This is a genomic window from Corynebacterium sp. UBA2622 (genome assembly GCF_002339505.1).
Classification (GTDB): domain Bacteria; phylum Actinomycetota; class Actinomycetes; order Mycobacteriales; family Mycobacteriaceae; genus Corynebacterium.
In genome coordinates this window covers 1-15,999 of record NZ_DDJO01000012.1, presented here as the reverse complement: position 1 = coordinate 15,999, position 15,999 = coordinate 1, and the positions used below count along the sequence as shown (strand labels likewise).

At 68.6% G+C, this 15,999-nt stretch carries 18 protein-coding genes; 8 read left to right on the top strand and 10 right to left on the bottom strand.

Going from position 1 to position 15,999, the window contains the following annotated elements; all coding sequences use genetic code 11:
* Positions 1 to 66 precede the first annotated feature (66 nt).
* On the top strand, positions 67 to 1,998 hold the full coding sequence (locus B3611_RS04500; RefSeq protein WP_291313889.1) for an alpha/beta-hydrolase family protein: 1,932 nt from the start codon (positions 67 to 69) through the stop codon (positions 1,996 to 1,998).
* Here the strand turns inward: B3611_RS04500 and msrA are convergent.
* Entirely contained in the window at positions 1,995 to 2,636 is a 642-nt protein-coding gene (gene msrA / locus B3611_RS04495; RefSeq protein WP_291314106.1) for a peptide-methionine (S)-S-oxide reductase MsrA, read from the bottom strand. The genes B3611_RS04500 and msrA overlap by 4 nt on opposite strands.
* A 127-nt stretch (positions 2,637 to 2,763) precedes the next feature.
* Here msrA and B3611_RS04490 point away from each other — a divergent pair, with 127 nt between their 5' ends.
* The gene (locus tag B3611_RS04490) at positions 2,764 to 3,366 is read left to right on the top strand and encodes a superoxide dismutase (protein WP_291313888.1); all 603 of its coding nucleotides are present in this window, start codon (positions 2,764 to 2,766) and stop codon (positions 3,364 to 3,366) included.
* A gap of 97 nt (positions 3,367 to 3,463) precedes the next feature.
* Positions 3,464 to 4,660, top strand: a complete 1,197-nt coding sequence (locus B3611_RS04485) for an MFS transporter (RefSeq protein ID WP_291313887.1) — start codon at positions 3,464 to 3,466, stop codon at positions 4,658 to 4,660.
* Positions 4,661 to 4,679: 19 nt separating this feature from the next.
* Here the strand turns inward: B3611_RS04485 and B3611_RS04480 are convergent, their stop codons facing one another.
* On the bottom strand, positions 4,680 to 6,176 hold the full coding sequence (locus B3611_RS04480) for a TM0106 family RecB-like putative nuclease (RefSeq protein WP_291313886.1): 1,497 nt from the start codon (positions 6,174 to 6,176) through the stop codon (positions 4,680 to 4,682).
* An 82-nt stretch (positions 6,177 to 6,258) separates the two neighbouring features.
* On the opposite strand from B3611_RS04480, the gene B3611_RS04475 reads away from it, so the two are divergent.
* The gene (locus tag B3611_RS04475; RefSeq protein WP_291313885.1) at positions 6,259 to 6,894 is read left to right on the top strand and encodes a DUF6474 family protein; all 636 of its coding nucleotides are present in this window, start codon (positions 6,259 to 6,261) and stop codon (positions 6,892 to 6,894) included.
* A gap of 13 nt (positions 6,895 to 6,907) precedes the next feature.
* Here the strand turns inward: B3611_RS04475 and B3611_RS04470 are convergent, their stop codons facing one another.
* A complete protein-coding gene (locus tag B3611_RS04470) occupies positions 6,908 to 7,546 on the bottom strand; it encodes a LuxR C-terminal-related transcriptional regulator (protein ID WP_291313884.1) in 639 nt (212 codons plus the stop codon).
* The gene (locus B3611_RS04465) at positions 7,543 to 8,781 is read right to left on the bottom strand and encodes a sensor histidine kinase (RefSeq protein ID WP_291313883.1); all 1,239 of its coding nucleotides are present in this window, start codon (positions 8,779 to 8,781) and stop codon (positions 7,543 to 7,545) included. The genes B3611_RS04470 and B3611_RS04465 overlap by 4 nt, the downstream gene beginning before the upstream one ends.
* On the opposite strand from B3611_RS04465, the gene B3611_RS04460 reads away from it, so the two are divergent.
* On the top strand, positions 8,780 to 9,352 hold the full coding sequence (locus tag B3611_RS04460; RefSeq protein ID WP_291313882.1) for a DUF2020 domain-containing protein: 573 nt from the start codon (positions 8,780 to 8,782) through the stop codon (positions 9,350 to 9,352). The two genes, B3611_RS04465 and B3611_RS04460, sit on opposite strands and share 2 nt — an antisense overlap.
* A gap of 12 nt (positions 9,353 to 9,364) precedes the next feature.
* Complete coding sequence (locus B3611_RS04455) at positions 9,365 to 10,366, top strand: TIGR00730 family Rossman fold protein (protein WP_291313881.1); 1,002 nt, start codon at positions 9,365 to 9,367, stop codon at positions 10,364 to 10,366.
* A gap of 21 nt (positions 10,367 to 10,387) precedes the next feature.
* Here B3611_RS04455 and B3611_RS04450 read toward each other — a convergent pair whose 3' ends face one another.
* Positions 10,388 to 10,540 carry a hypothetical protein gene (locus B3611_RS04450; RefSeq protein ID WP_291313880.1) on the bottom strand — a complete coding sequence of 51 codons (153 nt, stop codon included), beginning with the start codon at positions 10,538 to 10,540 and terminating at the stop codon, positions 10,388 to 10,390.
* Positions 10,541 to 11,332, bottom strand: a complete 792-nt coding sequence (locus tag B3611_RS04445) for a class E sortase (protein ID WP_291313879.1) — start codon at positions 11,330 to 11,332, stop codon at positions 10,541 to 10,543.
* 51 nt (positions 11,333 to 11,383) lie between these two features.
* On the opposite strand from B3611_RS04445, the gene yidC reads away from it, so the two are divergent.
* Positions 11,384 to 12,577: a membrane protein insertase YidC gene (gene yidC, locus B3611_RS04440; protein WP_291313878.1), complete on the top strand. Its 1,194-nt coding sequence runs from the start codon at positions 11,384 to 11,386 to the stop codon at positions 12,575 to 12,577.
* On the opposite strand, the gene B3611_RS04435 is transcribed toward yidC, so the two are convergent.
* The 4 genes from B3611_RS04435 to B3611_RS04420 all read right to left on the bottom strand — a co-directional run bounded on the left by B3611_RS04435 (position 12,574) and on the right by B3611_RS04420 (position 14,972).
* Positions 12,574 to 13,236: a TetR/AcrR family transcriptional regulator gene (locus B3611_RS04435; RefSeq protein ID WP_291313877.1), complete on the bottom strand. Its 663-nt coding sequence runs from the start codon at positions 13,234 to 13,236 to the stop codon at positions 12,574 to 12,576. The two genes, yidC and B3611_RS04435, sit on opposite strands and share 4 nt — an antisense overlap.
* A 156-nt stretch (positions 13,237 to 13,392) precedes the next feature.
* The gene (locus tag B3611_RS04430) at positions 13,393 to 13,662 is read right to left on the bottom strand and encodes a GlsB/YeaQ/YmgE family stress response membrane protein (protein WP_291313876.1); all 270 of its coding nucleotides are present in this window, start codon (positions 13,660 to 13,662) and stop codon (positions 13,393 to 13,395) included.
* A 145-nt stretch (positions 13,663 to 13,807) separates the two neighbouring features.
* Positions 13,808 to 14,701 carry a universal stress protein gene (locus tag B3611_RS04425; protein WP_291313875.1) on the bottom strand — a complete coding sequence of 298 codons (894 nt, stop codon included), beginning with the start codon at positions 14,699 to 14,701 and terminating at the stop codon, positions 13,808 to 13,810.
* 124 nt (positions 14,702 to 14,825) lie between these two features.
* Complete coding sequence (locus B3611_RS04420) at positions 14,826 to 14,972, bottom strand: hypothetical protein (RefSeq protein WP_291313874.1); 147 nt, start codon at positions 14,970 to 14,972, stop codon at positions 14,826 to 14,828.
* Positions 14,973 to 15,019: 47 nt separating this feature from the next.
* Here B3611_RS04420 and B3611_RS04415 point away from each other — a divergent pair, with 47 nt between their 5' ends.
* Positions 15,020 to 15,949, top strand: a complete 930-nt coding sequence (locus tag B3611_RS04415; RefSeq protein WP_291313873.1) for a pseudouridine synthase — start codon at positions 15,020 to 15,022, stop codon at positions 15,947 to 15,949.
* Positions 15,950 to 15,999 lie beyond the last annotated feature (50 nt).

Genomic DNA, 15,999 nt, shown 5'->3' with positions numbered 1-15,999 from the left:
CCAGTGGGGGCGCGACCGCTGGAGCAATGTCGGCGCTCGCGGGACGGGTTTGCAAGAATGGGCCGCATGTCCCTGCGCGGCGCAATCAGGCGTTTCACCCACCGCATTGAGCGGTCCCCCGCCACGGCGGTGGAGGCGACGGTTGAGGCGGCCGTCGAAAAGGCGAGGGGGCGCTACTCCTTTGACCGCCATGGCCTGTTCATGGTGCCGCTCATTGCCGTCGAGGTGTGGGCGGACCTCACGCCCGTCATCCGCATGGGAGGGCTGCGCCGCCTGCCGAAGAGCTTCAGCGCCGGTGTGGTCGGGGCGGAGGTGGCCACGTGGGGCGCCATCTCCCCCTCACTGCTCCCCCACAGCTGGTGGGTTGTCGCGGCAAACGTGGCCATCTGCCAGGGCGCGGGCCACTTCGCGGGCACTCTGGTCAGCGAGGTGGGCCGCGGGGTTCGCCGTCTCCTGCCCCTCTCCGACCACCCGCGCGCCACCCGTACCGCGAGCACCGCGCTCCACCTCGGCCTGAGCGCGGTGACTGTGGGCACCTTCGTGATGTCGCGGCGCCGCCACATCCGGCAGATCGAAATGGTCGGGGGCGGCGAGGAGTTCAGGCTCGCGCGCTCCTTCACCGGCATCACCGTGGGCACCCTGGGTTACGGGGCCCTCCTCGCCATTGGGGAGACCCTCCAGGTGCTCACCGACCTGTTCAACGTCTTCTTCGGCAAGCGCCTGCCTCCCCTGACCTCGTGGCCCCTGGCCGTCGCCAGCGCCGGCGCCTTCTTCGTGGTGTTCACCGACCGTGTGGTCCTGCGCAACGCCCTGTCGCGGGTGTACCGCAACGCCGAGGAGCTCGACCGCCAGTTCATGCTGGGCGCCCCCCGCCCGGTAGAGCCGGAGCGTTCCGGCTCCCCGGCCTCCTTCGAGCCGTGGGACACGATGGGCCGCCAGGGCAGGGCGGTGGCGGCGGGCGGGCCCCGCAAGCGCGACATCGAGCTGCTTCTCGACAGCGAGGCAAATGAACCCATCCGCATCTTCATCGGCCTGCACAAGGACCGCGGCACCGAGGAAATGGTGGAGCAGGCGATGATGGAGCTCGACCGGACGAACGCCTGGTCCCGCTCCCACCTCGCAGTAATGTCCGCTGCGGGCACCGGCTGGATCAACGACTTCCACACCTCCGGCTTCGAGTTCATCGGCCGGGGCGACACCGCGATCGTCGCCATGCAGTACTCCTACCTCCCCTCGGCGTACTCCTACCTCGCCGACCGCGAGTCGCCGGTACGCTCCGCGCGCATGCTTCTCGACGCCATCCGCGCCCGCCTGGAGCACATTCCCGAGCCCGAGCGCCCGGCGCTCTACGTGGGCGGCGAATCCCTCGGCGCCTACGGCGTCTCGGACGCCTTCGACGACGTCGGGGAGTTCCTCTCCGGCATCGCCGGCGGCGTGTTCACCGGCGTGCCGGGCTTCGCCCGCAACCACGGCGAGCTGACCCGGGGCCGCGACACGGGCAGCCCGCAGCGCCTTCCCATCGTCGACGGCGGCCGCCACGTGCGCTTCTGCGCCCGGGCCGACCACCTCGCCCACGACTACCAGGGCAGGCCCTACGCCAACGAGTGGGAGTCCCCGCGCGCCGTGTTCGCCCAGCACGCCTCCGACCCCGTGGTGTGGTGGGACTGGGACCTGGCGTGGCGGGCGCCGGACTGGCTGCGGGAGCCCGGCTCACGCGGCGTGCCCGCGCCCCGGGCACAGCTCCTCGACGTCCCGGACACCATGCGCTGGTTCCCCTTCATCACCTTCTGGCAGACGGCCATCGACCAGCTCTCCTCGCAGAACTGCCCGTCGCCCCACGGGCACAACTACCACGACGAGACGGTGTCGTACTGGGCCGCGGTCATGCACAGCGACCTCGACGCCCCCACCCTGCACCGCATCAGCCTGTGGATCCACCGGGATGCGACAAAGCTGCGCCGCCCCGCGAGCGGGGGCCGCAAGCAGTACAACTACTAGATGCCGCAGGCGATGCCGGTGGAATGGTGCGGGCAGTACCCGCCGGGCACCTTGTGCAGGTACTGCTGGTGCTCATCCTCGGCCAGGTAATACGGGGCACCGCAGCCCACCTCGGTGGTGATCGGCCCGTAACCCGCCTCCTCCAGCTGGCGGCCGTACTCGGCGACCCACCCGCGGATCTGCTCGGCCTCCTCCTCCGTGTCGGTGTAGAACGCCGAGCGGTACTGCGTGCCCACGTCGTTGCCCTGGCGGAAACCCTGCGTGGGGTCGTGCGCCTCCAACCCGGCGCGCACCAGCTCCTTCGGGCTCACCTTCTCCGGGTCGTAAACCACCTCGACCAGCTCCACGTGGTTGGTCATGCCCGAGCACACCTCGCGGTAGGTCGGGTTCGGCGTCTGCCCTCCCCCGTACCCCACGGAGGTGGCCTCGACACCCTCCATCCGCCAGTACAGCTTTTCGACGCCCCAGAAGCAGCCCAGCCCCACCAGCAGCCGCTTCTGCCCCGGCCGCCACGGACCGGTGACGGGCGTGCCCAGGACCGCATGCGGGCGCGGGTGGGCAAGCACCGGTTCCGCGCGCCCCGGGAGCGTGCGGGCGGGGTCGACGAGTTCTGGAGTGCGGCCGAAGAGGAATCCCATACCCATGCCAACAGCGGGGGAGCTCGGTTGATTCCCCGCCCGGGACTTCACGGGAGGTCGTTGCGGGAAACGCTAATCGGTCTATCATGGGTGCCGTTAATCACTTTCCAACGAAAGGACGGCAATCATGGCTGTTTACGAGCTTCCCGAACTCCCCTACCCGTACGACGCCCTCGAGCCCCACATCTCCGCGGAGATTATGGAGTTGCACCACACCAAGCACCACGCGACCTACGTCAAGGGTGCCAATGCGGCGCTTGAGGCCCTCGAGGCCGAGCGCAACGGCGAGGCCAACCCGGACAAGCTGCGCGCGCTTTCCAAGAACCTGGCGTTTAACCTGGGTGGCCACACCAACCACTCCATCTTCTGGAAGAACATGACCCCCAACGGCGGTGGCGCCCCGACCGGAGAGATCGCCGCGGCCATCGACCGCGACTTCGGTTCCTTCGAGAAGTTCCAGGCTCAGTTCGAGGGTGTCGCCACCTCCCTGCAGGGCTCCGGCTGGGCCGTGCTCGGTTACGACCACATCGCCGATCGCCTGATCATCCAGCAGATGACCGATCAGCAGGGCAACATCTCGGTGGACTTCACCCCGCTGCTCATGCTGGACATGTGGGAGCACGCCTACTACCTGCAGTACAAGAACGTGAAGGCGGATTATGCCAAGGCGTTCTGGAACGTCGTGAACTGGGCGGACGTCAACGAGCGTCTCGCTTCCGCTTCCAAGTAAGCGCGTTGTAACACCCCAGTTCGGCGGGTGAGGCTCTCCGGCGTGGAGGGCCTCACCCTTTTGCATTTCCACGATACACAGGGAGGCGTCTTCAACGATGGGCGGCACGGGGATTCGGAGAGGAACCGCGGAGTTCCGGAGGGCGCAGCTCGCGATGCTGGCCGTGGGGCTGGCCATCTTCAACTCCCTCTACGCCACCCAGGCGCTCCTGCCCACCCTCACCGAGGAGCTCCACGTTCCCCCGTCAACCGCGGCCCTCACCGTCTCCGCCGCCACGGGCGCTCTCGCCCTGCTGGTGGTGCCCTTCTCCATCCTCTCGGAGAAGTACGGCCGGGGCCGCATCATCGTCATTTCGGCCCTCGCCGCGACGCTCATCGGCCTGACCCTGCCGCTCGCCCAGACACCCGCCCAGCTCATCGGGTTGCGCGCCCTGCAGGGTGCAATGATCGCCGGCACGCCGGCGGTGGCCATGACGTGGCTGTCCGAGGAGCTCGACGAGCGCGACCTGGCCGGCGCGATGGGCCTGTACGTCGCGGGGACGTCGATAGGCGGGCTGACGGGCCGCCTCATCCCGGCGGCGACCCTCGAGGTTGCCTCGTGGCGCTGGGCGCTCTTCGCCACGGCGACGTTCGCGCTGCTCCTCGCGGTGGCCGTTGCCCTGCTTCTGCCCAAGCAGCGGCAGTTTGTGCCCAAGGAGAGCATCCGCCCGGGCGTGGAGACGCGCGCGGTGCTGGGCCACCTGCGCAACCCGCGCTTGCTCGGCCTGTACGCCACGGCCTTCATCGGCATGGGTGTCTTCGTCTCGCTGTACAACTACTTCGGTTACCGCGCGGTGGACCACTTCGGGCTGCCCCCGGCCCTGGCGGGGCTCGTCTTCGTCATGTACCTCTCCGGCACGTGGTCCTCGGCGCGCGCCGGCGCCTACGTCACCCGTTTCGGCCGCGGGCGCGTCGTGCTGGCCTCCGCCGCCCTCATGCTGGCGGGCACCCTGATCACTGCGAGCCCCGTGCTGTGGATCGCCCTGGTGGGGATGCTGGTGTTCACCGCGAGCTTCTTCGCCATGCACTCCACCGCCTCCGGGTGGGTGGGGAACATCCCCGACCGAGACCGTGCGGAGGCTTCCTCTCTGTACGTGTTCTGCTACTACATGGGCTCGTCCATCCTGGGCGCGGCGACCGGCGCAGCCTTTGAGGCGCTCTCCTGGGGCGGCTTCATGGTCGTGCTCGCGCTCATCCTCGCGGTCCTGGTGGGCATCGCGGGCGCCCTGGCGCTGGCGGAAAAGCGGGCGGGGTGAGCCCCCGCCCAGCCTCCGTCTACAGTTCCGGCACCCCGGGCGCGCCGGCGGCGAGGAACTCCCGTACCGCGCGGGTGCCGCGGCAGTCGTCCTCGTTGTAGCGCAGGAGCATCTCCCGCGCCGCCGCGTCACCCCGCCGCGCCGCGAGCCTGAGGGCCACGGAGCGCTCGCCGTCGACGTCGTCGTCCTCCCACTCGAACCCCGCCACGGGGCCCAGCACCTTCAGCCCGAGGCCGTCGGTGCCCACGAGGTGGCGCCGGGCGAAGGCGAACACATCCACCCACTCGTCGGAGGAGATGAAGGCCTGGACTTCCTCCAGCGTCACGGAACCGAAGCGCTTCGCCGAGGACTTCAGCCAGTGGTTCTCCCCTCCCGCGGCGTAGCAGTAGGCGGCGAAGGTCCGCCCCTGCGCGTGGGCCGCGTCGCGCACGCCCATGAGCCACGCCCAGAAGGCTGCGAAGTTGGCCTCCTCGGCCTCCCCGCCCACCTCGTCCCAGGTCACGAAGGCGCGGTACGTCTCCCCGTCGTACGCACCCCACAGGTAGGCGCCCTGGTCCAGGTAGGCCTCCATGTCCACGTCCACCTCCACGTCCGCCCGCGGCACGGGGTCCGCGCCCGGGCGCTTGAGCACCGGAACCCCGGCGCGCCAGGCCTCCGCGACGCGCGACGGCTCCCCGAGGCCGGCGGCGATCAGCCCCCCGACGGTGCCGATGCCGCGGTCGCGGAAGGTGTCGCCGCGACCGCCCGGGTACACCAGCGAGATGTCGTCGAGCTCGCGCAGCCGCGGCTCGCACAGGGGCCAGAACCGGCAGGACGCGCACTGCTTCAGGCGCTTCGGTTCCTCGGGGGTGGGGGCCGCGAGGGCGTCGAGAAGCGGGGCGACGTAGCGCCCGGGATCCGCGAGGTAGGCGCGCGACCTGTCCTGGCCGATGACTCCGGCCACACCCGCCGCGCGCGGGCCCAGAAGCAGGTGGGCGAGGGCCAGGCGGTAGCCGTCGACGGTGTGGTGGCGCGGGCGCGCCGGTGCCTCGATCGGCCGGCCCAGGCTCAGCCGTCCCGTCGGGATGAAGCGCATGCCCTCGCCCGTGGCGACGTCCGCGGCGCGCGCGACGCGGTGGTTGGAGATCATCACGGGCATGTACCCCGCGTCCGCGCGCACCAGCACGTCGATCTCCGCCAGCAGCTCCACACCCGCAACATCGCCCGTGAGCACGGCGTTGGTGATCAGGTCCGCGCCCCTGGCCATCGCCGCGCGCGTGGCCTCTTCCGATTCCGCCGCAAGGGCCGGGTCGAGGTCGACGCGGAGGAAGCGGCGGGAACTGCCGTCGCCGAGCGCCCGTTTGACGGGGAGGGCAGCGAACACCGCGGCACGCGCGGCGTCGATCTGCGGCTGGCGCGCGAGGGCGTCGGGAAGCTGCGGGGTGTCCGGGTGGGCGAGGCGCTGCCGAAGGCGGTAGCGGCACCCGACGAGGTCGGACGCGCGTACCAGTAGGGGGGAATCACCTGCGGAGCTCACGACGCCCCCAAGCCTATCGCCTCGCCCGGGGTAAAGTGGAACACCATTAACGAACCCGCACGAACCCTTTGGAGAAACCACGATGGGAATCTACGAGACGATCCGCAAGTCCCGCGCCAAGACCAAGGCCGAGATCAAGGCGGCCCAGGCGCGCGCCCGCCAGGCGGCGAAGGAGGAGGCGAAGAACGACCGCCGCACCGCCGAGCTGCTCGACAAGGCTGAAAAGCGCCTGATCAAGGAGGAGAAGAAGGGCCTCAAGCGCAAGCGCAAGCACGAGAAGAAGCTTGCCGACGCCCACCTCAAGCGCATCGAGCAGTCCGGCCTGACCAAGAAGAAGGCGAAGAACTGGATGGGTGCCGCGCGCGTGCTCGTTCCCGTGCTGGCCCCCCTGGCCTACCGCGCGATGACGACCTACCAGCAGCAGCGCATCCAGAGCCGGGCCAACTCCCTGGGGCTGAGCACCCAGGACCTCGCCCGCCACTCCGGCCCCGGCGCAGAGCTCAAGGCGCGCATCGAGGCGATCCGGGACAACGCCGCCCACAACGACGCCCTGAGCAGCGGCTTCCGCAAGGACCTCGACGTCCGTCTCGACGAGCTGAGCGTGGCCGTGCGCAATGCCGAGCACATGAACCCGGAGCAGCAGCGCCTCGCCCACAACTCCATCGACCGCGAGATCAACGACCTCACCGCGGAGATCCAGGGCAAGATCCGCCACTAGCGCGCGGCGGCGTCTAGAGGACGCCCTGCTCCCGCGCCGACGCCACGGCGGAGGTGCGGGAGCGCACACCCAGCTTGTCGTAGATATGCACGAGGTGGGACTTCACCGTCGCCTCGGAGAGCATGAGCTCCCGGCCAATCTCGCGGTTGGAGGCGCCACCCGCCACCAGCTGCAGCACCTCCAGCTCGCGCGGGGTGAGCGAGGACCGAGGGGTGCGGTCGCGGGTTTCGAGCCGGTCGCGAACGATCGGGCTCATGGCGGGGTCGCCCTTGGCGCAGGAGCGCACGGCGGAGAGGAGCTCCTCGGGCGGGGCGTCCTTGAGCAGGTACCCCACTGCCCCGGCCTCGATGGCGCCGAGAATGTCGGCGTCGGTGTCGTAGTTGGTCACCACCAGCACCTTCGGCGGGTGGTCCATGGAGCGGCGGATCTCGGCGGTGGCCTCCGCGCCCGTGGTCACCCGGTTGCCCTCCGGGCCCGCCCCGAAGCGCAGGTCCATGAGGATGACGTCGATGCCGCCGGCCTGGGCCGTTGAGATCGCCCCCTCGGCCGTGGCCACCTCGCCGACGACCATGATGTCGTCGGCCTCCTCCAGCACCGCCCGCAGGCCCAGCCGGACAATTTCGTGGTCGTCCGCGAGCAAAACCCGAATCATGTGTGATCCTCCTTTCGGTTGATGTTACCCGGGATCGCCACCGAAACCGCGGTCGGCCCGCCGGGGGCGGATTCGACGACGAGCTCGCCCCCGAGCTCCGCTGCGCGGGTGCGCATCGCGTCGAGCCCGAGGTGCCCCAGCCCGGTCGGTTTCACCTCCTGGGCCGCCACGTCGAAGCCGCGCCCGTTGTCCACGACATCCAGGCGCACCTCCTCCGGGTTGTAGGTCAGTGTCACGCGCACGCGGGTCGCCCCGGAGTGCTTCACCGCGTTGGACACCGCGCCCTGGGCGATGCGCAGGAGTCCGGCCTCGGCGCGCATCGGCAGCTGCGTGGCCTCCCCATCCGTCTCCACCTCGATCGACGGTCCCCCGGCGGCGGAGAGGTCGGCGGCGATCCTGCTCAGTGCTTCGCCCAGGGAAGTCTCCGTCAGCGGTGCCGGGGTTAGGGCGGCAATCATCGCGCGGGTTTCGGCGAGGTTGTTCGAGGCGGCCCGGCGCGCCGTCTCCATGCGCCGCTTCGGGGCCGCGAGCTGCTCGGGGTCCAGACCCGTTGCGTCGAGGTCGCGCTCCGCGGCGTGCAGGAGCATCTGGATACTGGACAGCCCCTGGGCCACCGTGTCGTGGATTTCGTGGGCGAGGCGCTCGCGCTCCTGCGCCACCCCGGCCTCGCGCTCGGTGTCGGCGAGCTGTTTGCGGGTGGCCAGGAGCTCGTCGATAAGCTGCTGCCTCTCCTTGCTCACGCGGGCGATGGTGGTGAAGGCGTAGTTCGAGGCCACCACCACCAGGGCCGAGAGGATCGGCCCGACGACTCCCCCGAGCGTGAGGCCGCCGGGTATCTGAATCCCGATGGAGACACCCAGCCCGAGGCCCACCCAGGTCAACCCCACCCAGTCGTTGAAGGCACGCATGTAGACGAAGAAGAGGATGAACACCCAGTACACCGCCACCGGTGAGACCAGGGAATCGGCCACCCACACGCCCGTGAGCACCATCAGCCAGAGGGACTGGCCGACGCGGTGCCAGCGGTGCATCTCCACCATCCCGTAGAACAGGAGGAACGAGAACACCGAGACCAGGACGATGTGCAGGAGCGCGAAGTCGAGCGGCATGCCGAGCAGCGCACCCAGGGAGATGACGAGCAGCGAGACGCTGAGAACGGTGATGCCGGTGTCGAGCGCCTTGTTGTCCGGGATGTCGGTGGGGCGCTGCTCCAGCATCACTAGTCTTGAGCTCATGCGCCTTACCCTACCCACCGCCCTCGCTGCTGCCGCCCTCGTTCTGGCGGGGTGCGCGGGCGGGTCCGACGCACCCTCCCCCACGCCCGAGCCACCGCTTGCCGACGCCCCCGCACCCGCCCCGGACCAGGGCCTGCCCGTCGACGCGATGCCGGCCACCGACCGCGCCGGCTTCACCGAGTGCCCCTACCTGGACACGCAGTGGGTGGCGGACACGAACGGCCAGCGCGTCACCGGCGCGGGGACCGACACACGCTTCGACACCCCCGCGTGCCAGTTCTGGTCCTATCCGGAGGAACCGCAGCTCACGGTGGTGGTGCGGCACATGCGCTCGCCGGAGGAGGCGAGGGCGGTGGTGGATTGGGCCACTCCCGTCGCGGTGACGGACCCCGCTTCCCAGCCCTCGGGTTGGAACGGCGGACGCGCCGGCGGCGGCCAGGTACCGGGCTACGCGGGCGCGATCTACTCCGTGGCCAAGGGCCCCGTCGCGGTGAGCGTGTGGAGCAACCAGCAGGAGTCCGTCAAGACGCAGGCGGTCGCGGAGGAGACGATTGCCAGGCTCGGTCTCTAGGATGGGCCCGTCATGACACATTCCACCCCCGCACCGGATACCCCGCACCAGCCCTCCGTTCATGTGGCCGCCGTCGTCCTCCGGGACCCCGCCGGCCGCGTGCTGTGCGTGCGCAAGCACTCCAGCCCCCGCTACCAGCTGCCCGGGGGCAAGTTCGAGCCCGGGGAGACGCCGCTCCAGGCGGCGGTGCGCGAGGTTCGGGAGGAAGTCGGCCTGGCGCTCGACCCCGCCGAACTCGTCGCGCTGGGGACCTTCACCGCCGCCGCCTCAAACGAGCCCGGCCACCAGGTCCACGCCACCGTCTACACCCTGCGCGGCGCGTCGCGGGCGGGCAAGCCCCGCGCCTCCGCCGAGATCGCCGAGCTGGCGTGGGTGGATCCGGCCGACCCGGGCGGGACCGTGCTCGCCCCGCTGCTCTCCGGTGCCATCTTCCCCGCCCTCCTGCCGCGTGAGCTGTGTTCCGTCGCGGTCTACGCGGGTGCGAGCACGGGGACCAACCCCGCCCATCTCGCGCTCGCCGACTCGTTCGGGACAGCACTTGCCCGGCGCGGTGTCGCGCTCGTCTACGGCGGCAGCCGCGTCGGGGTCATGGGGCGCGTCGCCGCGGCGGCGGTGGCGGGCGGCGGGGAGACCGTCGGGGTTCTCACCCGCCACCTGGCCAGCTACGAGCTGCGCTTCGAGGAGCTGACCCGCCTGGAGGTTGTGGAGACCATGGCTGAGCGCAAGGCGCGCATGAGCGTGCTCGCCGATGCCATCGTCGCCCTCCCGGGCGGCGCGGGCACGCTCGACGAGCTCTTCGAGGAGTGGACCAACCAGCAGCTCGGCCTGCACCGCAAACCGATCGGGCTTCTGGGCGCGGACTTCTGGGCGCCGCTGGTCGCGATGATCGACCACATGGTGGCCGAGGGTTTCATCCGCGCCGCGGACCGCGAGGCGCTCGTGCTTGCCGACGATCCCGAGGACTTCCTCGACGCCCTCGCCTCCTGGACCCCTCCCGCCCCGCGCTGGGCGTGAGCCCCGGACCCTACGGGGCCCCTACACCGCCACGTCGTTGTAGGGCATCAGCGTGGACACCCACGGGAAGACCACGTTCATGAGCAGGAAGAACACACCCGCGAGCACGATTAGGGCGATCAGCGTCTTCACCGCAGGCCCGCCGGGCAGCATGCGCCACAGGTAGGAATACATCTAGGACACCTCCGTCATCGCGGCCGGTTTACCCGCCGACTTGTCCACGGCCTCCGTCTGCACGGCGTGGATGATCATGCGCTCCGCGTTGGAGAACTGCGGGTGGCAGGTGGTGAGGGTGATGATCCCCTCCAGACCCGGCTCCACCTCCATCGCGTCCGACTCCGGCATGGGGTTGATCACCGTCACGTCCGTCGGCGTCGTGATGTGTCTTCCCTGCACATGCGCGTAGTCCCCGGAGGCGACGCGATCGACCTGCGGGCCGGGCAGGCAGGGTGCAGCCTCCACCGCGCGCTGCGCCGGATCCTCCGACATGGGCAGGACCCGGTAGGTGACCCACTGGTTCTGGGTCTCCACCACGATCGCGTCGCAGGTCTTCAACCGGCCGAGGTCGTTGAAGGGGGCGCCCTTGCCCACGCGGTGCCCCGCGATGGCGAAGTTGCCCGGCTGGCCCGGCATCTGGGTGTCGGGGTAGCGGCCGGGCCCGGAGAGGAGCTCCTGCTCTCCCACGCCCTCCACGATGGCGAACTGGTAATCGGGGCCGAAGGCCGGGATGTACATGCGCGCGAAGGCGTCGCCAAGCGCCGGGGCCCTCATCTCCCGCGGATTGACCCACTGCTCCTCGAGCTGCTGCTTCGCGTCGTTCTGCAGGTGGCGGGAGTGGAGATTGGTCCAGTACGACTCGTAGAAGGCGAAGAGAAGGAGGAGAACCCCGGCCGTGAGGAGGAGCTCGCCGAGAACCTGGCTCGCGGTGGCCCGGGGGCCGGCGTGTCTGGGCGGGGTCGTGCTCATGGCCTAACATTAACGCAGTACTACGGACGAGGAAACAGGTGGTTCGCGCACATGATGGAGGCTTTTGTCTACCCAGTGTCGGCGGTGATGAAGCTGTGGCACTGGCTGCTTGCTTCCGTCTTCGACGTCTCCAGCTCGCACGCCTGGGTTGCCTCGGTCATCCTGCTGGTGGTCACCATCCGCGCGCTGATCGCGCCGCTGATGTGGATCACTTACAAGACGAACCGCCAGATGGTCCTCATGCGCCCGAAGCTCGCGGCGATCGAGGAGAAGTACGGCACCGACACCACCCCCGAGGGCCTCCGCGAGCAGGAGCGCGCCCGCAAGGAGGTTCACCAGGAGCACAGCTACAATCCTGTCGCGGGCTGCCTTCCGGCGTTCATCCAGATGCCCTTCTTCCTCGGCCTGTACCGCCTGTTGTTCTGGATGGCGCTTCCCGACCGCGCGGAGGGCCACTCCCTGGGCGTGCTCTCCCCCGACGACGTCGCCTCCTTCCAGAGCGCCTCCTTCTTCGGGGTCCCCCTTCCCGCCTACGTCTCCATGGAGCCGGACCAGTTCGAGCTGCTGGGCACGACGCTTGCCGACGTCCGCTCCGTCGCCGTCCCCATGATGGCGTTCGCGATCTTCTTCACCACGTTCAACCTCGTCCTCTCCCAGATCAGAACCCGGTCGACCCTGCAGTGGGACAGCCGCGTCGCCCGCGGGATGTACCTGATGATGTGGTCCTTCGTTCCCCTGGTCCCGCTTTCCATCGGCATCGCGGGTATGACGGGGCTGGTTCCCATCGCGCTGCTTCTCTACTGGTTCACCGGCAACCTCTGGACGCTGGTGCAGACGGTCGTCCTGTGGTGGCTCATAGTCAGGTCCTACCCGCTGGGTGACGACGCCCGCTCCCACATCTTCTCCACCCGTGACGTGGCCCTCGCCGAGCGCAGGGAGAAGAAGCAGCGCAAGCGATCCCGCCGGCGGCGGCGGGCGTCCGCGCTGGTCCGCCCGTCGTCCCTCGGCGACGTGCGCCGCGAGCTCGCGGAGGAGAAGGCGGCGCTGAAACGCGCCCGGGCAAAGAAGAAGGCTGAGAAGAAGGAGCTCAACCGGCAGCGCAACGAGGCCCGCAAGGAGAACATGCGGATCGCCCGGGAAGAGGCGGCGAAGAAGCGCGCGGAGAAGCAGGGGGAGACAGCCCCCGGGGGCTCCACGGTTGCCGAGCCCGCCCAGGCGGATGAACCCGCGGGGTCCGGGGACTAGATGGAGTAGTCGGCCGGCGGTTCACCCAGCAGCTGGGTCGCCAGCTCGCGGGCCGTCATCAGGGGTGAAACATCGCGCACGAAACGCGCTCCCGCGAGACCCCCGTCAAGGAAGATGAGGAGCTGGTTCGCCTCGTTCTGTGAGTCGTAACCGTTCTTACGCCGCAGCAGCTCGGACATCGTGGTCCGCATCCACCGGCGGTGTTCGAGGCAGGTGGCCACGATCCGCTCCTCCGATTCGGTCTCCGGACGCGGATATTCGTTGGCGGCGTTGAAGAACGGGGAACCGCGGAAATCCTTTCCCGGCTCGTCCTCTATCGCCATGTCGAAGAAGGCGAGGATCTCGTCGTCGATGTCGGCGAGCTTCGACACCCGCTCCTCCCAGCGCGCCCGGTAGTCCGCATCGAGGCGCTCGAGGTAGGCGATGACAAGGTTGTCCTTCGACCCCAGGAGGGAGTAGAGCGAAGCCTTGGCGACGTCTGCCTCGCGCAGAATCCGGTCGATGCCGATGACGCGGATGCCCTCCTCCGTGAAGAGCTTGGTCGCGGCGTCGAGAAGCCTCTGGCGCGGGCTCGGACGGTTGCGCCGCCGGGTGGCCGTCTTCTTCTTGGCGGGACCTGCGCCCTTTTTCGGGCCCGTCTCGGCGCTCGGGTCTGCCACGTGGGGTTCACTCCCCTCTCGAATTCGAATGGCTGGACGTGCCTGCCAAGCATACAACATAGACCAACCGGTTCGTCTGTGGTGTTCCACAGCTGGGAACGGGCAAAGAAATACCCCGGTGCGGTGCACCGGGGTGAAATCTTTGGGCCGCGCGGCTTAGCGCCTGCGGGCAGCAACCATGTTGACGATCCACAGCAGGATAACCGCGCCAATCAGGCAGGTGATAAAGCTGAAGATCCAGCCACCGTTGGCCACATCCACGCCGAACAGGCTGAGGAGGAAACCGCCGAGAAGGCCACCGATGATACCGACGATAATGTTGGCGATGATGCCCATGGAAGCGTCGCGGTTCATGACCATGGACGCGACCCAGCCAGCGAGGCCACCGATGATGATCCAGCCGAGGAAGCCGAGGGTAGGAGTCATTGTTCTAGATCCCTTCGAAAGATGTTTACTTGCGGACAAGTAGATTATTCCTCATAAATCGCTGTATCGCCACCACGGCAACGCTGCGATTGGGTAACAGCTCTACAACATCTGCCCCAACTGTCACACGGCACGGATACCGCCCTTAATCCTCCGGGCGCACGACCATCATCGGGCAGGGGGCGGACTGGAGCAGCGCGCGGGACGTGGAGCCGAGGAGCATACCCTTGAAGCCGCCGCGGCCGTGCGAGCCCGTCACCAGCAGCTGGGCGCCCTGGGCGGCCTCAGTAAGGGCGTGGACGGGGCGGTCACGCGCGATGATGGTGCGTACGCGGACGTCCGGGTGGGCCTCACGGTAAGTGGCGAGGTACCCCTCCAACACCTCACTCTTCTCCGCTTGGACGGCATCCCAGTAATCATCGGTGACGGTGAAACCGGCACCCGGGCCCTGAACCTGGGTATCCACCCAGGTGTGTACCGCGACGAGCTCCGCGCCCCGGGCCTCGGCCTCCTCGAACGCCATCTGCGTGGCGCGCTTGGAAATGTCGGATCCGTCGACACCCACGACGACGGGACCGTACTTGTTGTCATCACCCACCGCGTTGTCCTCGCGGACAACCACGACCGGGCAGGAGGCGTGGGAGACAACCGCGCCGGACACGGAGCCCAGAACCATGCCGGACAGGCCACCCAGGCCACGCGAGCCCATGACGATCATGGTCGCTTCCTTCGACATTTCAAGGAGCATGTCAATCGGGGAGCCTTCCGCCACCGCGTGGCCGATCTTCAGGTCGGGAGCCACCTCGAGGGCGGTGTCCCGGGCCTCGTCGATCTTCGCGATTGTGTCGTTCTGCAGGTCGTCGAAGAGTTCCTGCGGGGGAACCATGCCCTCGGCGTAGAGGAACTGCGGCATGGTGTAGCTCGCAGCCAGGCGGAGAGGGATGCCTCGCTTCATCGCGGTGTTCGCCGCCCACCGCACCGCGTTTTCCGACGCGGGGCTGCCGTCGACGGCAACAATGACGATATCTTCGTTAGTCATGCTCAGACCTTTCCGGATCTCGGACCGGCCCAGCATGTCGTGTGTACCGAATCACGCGAGCCGGCTCGCTGTGTACAAGTTAACTGTAGCGCGAAGCCAGCTCGCTCGGGTACCGAGGTCGGTACTACTTCGGGATCTCGATCGGGTGCGCGGCCGGTGCGTTGGACGGGTAGAGGAATTCGTAGACCGTGCGCAGAACGTCGGCAATGACCTTTCCGATGCCCTCAGAGAAGAACTTGATGACCGGTTCAAGAATCGCGTTGAAATCCATACAGATAAACTTAGCACGCGATGGTGCGAAGAAAACCGAGGAATGAGATGCCCCTGCCCGCCCGCGACGGGCTCGGGCCGAGCCGCGTCCGCCTGCCCGGGGAAGCTCCCGTCACCGCGTGGGACTTCATCCACAAGGTCATATCCGAACAACGGCACCGGCATCCCGCTGACAGGGAGCAGGCTCTCATCGAGCGCTTCGCCGCCGGCGAAGTCGTGCTTCGCGACGGAACCCCCCTCTCGCCGTCATCGCCCATCCAGCCCGGGACGGATCTCTTCTTCTACCGGTGCCCCGCGCCCGAAACCCCCGTGCCATTCGAGATCGACGTCATCCACGAGGACGATGACATCCTGGTTGTGAACAAGCCGCCTTTCCTGGCAACCATGCCCCGGGGCGCCCACATCACCGAGACCGTCACCGTCCGGCTGCGAAGGGCGACCGGGAACGAGGAGCTCACCCCCGCGCACCGCCTCGACCGTCTGACGGCCGGGGTGCTGCTCCTGACCAAACGACGGGAGGTACGGGGCCTGTACCAGGAAATGTTCGCCCAACGCGGCGTGAGCAAGCTTTATGAGGCCATCGCCCCTGAGGTGGGAGTGGCGGCGCCGACCCGGTGGGAGCACCACCTCGAAAAGACCCCCGGGGACATCGCCGCACGGCTCGTGGAGGGTACCGAACCAAACGCCGCGACAATTGTGCGCGAGGTGAGACCCCTCGGCGCCAGCGCCTGGGGTGCCGGGCTGGCCCGGTACCTGCTCGAACCCGTCACGGGTCGCACGCACCAGCTGCGCGTGCAAATGAACGCCGCCGGCTGCCCAATCGTCAACGACGACGTTTACCCGGTGATCAGGGACTTTGGTACAGACGACTACAGCAATCCGATGCTGCTGGCTTCGGTGGCCCTCGAATTCAAAGACCCGCGGACCGGAACGTCACGGCTCTTCAGCGCGCCCGGGTACTCCGGGCTGCCCGCCTGAGAAGGGGCCCGGGTCCTGCAAACGTAAGAAAACGCACCCTCCGTGTTCCC

Bases quoted from the DNA above. Each gene is read 5' to 3' on its own strand.
- B3611_RS04430 (WP_291313876.1), bottom strand. From the start codon at position 13,662: ATGACTCCTACCCTCGGCTTCCTCGGCTGGATCATCATCGGTGGCCTC.
- B3611_RS04465 (WP_291313883.1), bottom strand. From the start codon at position 8,781: ATGAGCTCAAGACTAGTGATGCTGGAGCAGCGCCCCACCGACATCCCG.
- B3611_RS04450 (WP_291313880.1), bottom strand. From the start codon at position 10,540: ATGTATTCCTACCTGTGGCGCATGCTGCCCGGCGGGCCTGCGGTGAAG.
- B3611_RS04445 (WP_291313879.1), bottom strand. From the start codon at position 11,332: ATGAGCACGACCCCGCCCAGACACGCCGGCCCCCGGGCCACCGCGAGC.
- B3611_RS04460 (WP_291313882.1), top strand. From the start codon at position 8,780: ATGCGCCTTACCCTACCCACCGCCCTCGCTGCTGCCGCCCTCGTTCTG.
- B3611_RS04415 (WP_291313873.1), top strand. From the start codon at position 15,020: ATGCCCCTGCCCGCCCGCGACGGGCTCGGGCCGAGCCGCGTCCGCCTG.
- B3611_RS04490 (WP_291313888.1), top strand. From the start codon at position 2,764: ATGGCTGTTTACGAGCTTCCCGAACTCCCCTACCCGTACGACGCCCTC.
- msrA (WP_291314106.1), bottom strand. From the start codon at position 2,636: ATGGGATTCCTCTTCGGCCGCACTCCAGAACTCGTCGACCCCGCCCGC.
- yidC (WP_291313878.1), top strand. From the start codon at position 11,384: ATGATGGAGGCTTTTGTCTACCCAGTGTCGGCGGTGATGAAGCTGTGG.
- B3611_RS04425 (WP_291313875.1), bottom strand. From the start codon at position 14,701: ATGACTAACGAAGATATCGTCATTGTTGCCGTCGACGGCAGCCCCGCG.
- B3611_RS04475 (WP_291313885.1), top strand. From the start codon at position 6,259: ATGGGAATCTACGAGACGATCCGCAAGTCCCGCGCCAAGACCAAGGCC.
- B3611_RS04455 (WP_291313881.1), top strand. From the start codon at position 9,365: ATGACACATTCCACCCCCGCACCGGATACCCCGCACCAGCCCTCCGTT.
- B3611_RS04485 (WP_291313887.1), top strand. From the start codon at position 3,464: ATGGGCGGCACGGGGATTCGGAGAGGAACCGCGGAGTTCCGGAGGGCG.
- B3611_RS04500 (WP_291313889.1), top strand. From the start codon at position 67: ATGTCCCTGCGCGGCGCAATCAGGCGTTTCACCCACCGCATTGAGCGG.
- B3611_RS04470 (WP_291313884.1), bottom strand. From the start codon at position 7,546: ATGATTCGGGTTTTGCTCGCGGACGACCACGAAATTGTCCGGCTGGGC.
- B3611_RS04420 (WP_291313874.1), bottom strand. From the start codon at position 14,972: ATGGATTTCAACGCGATTCTTGAACCGGTCATCAAGTTCTTCTCTGAG.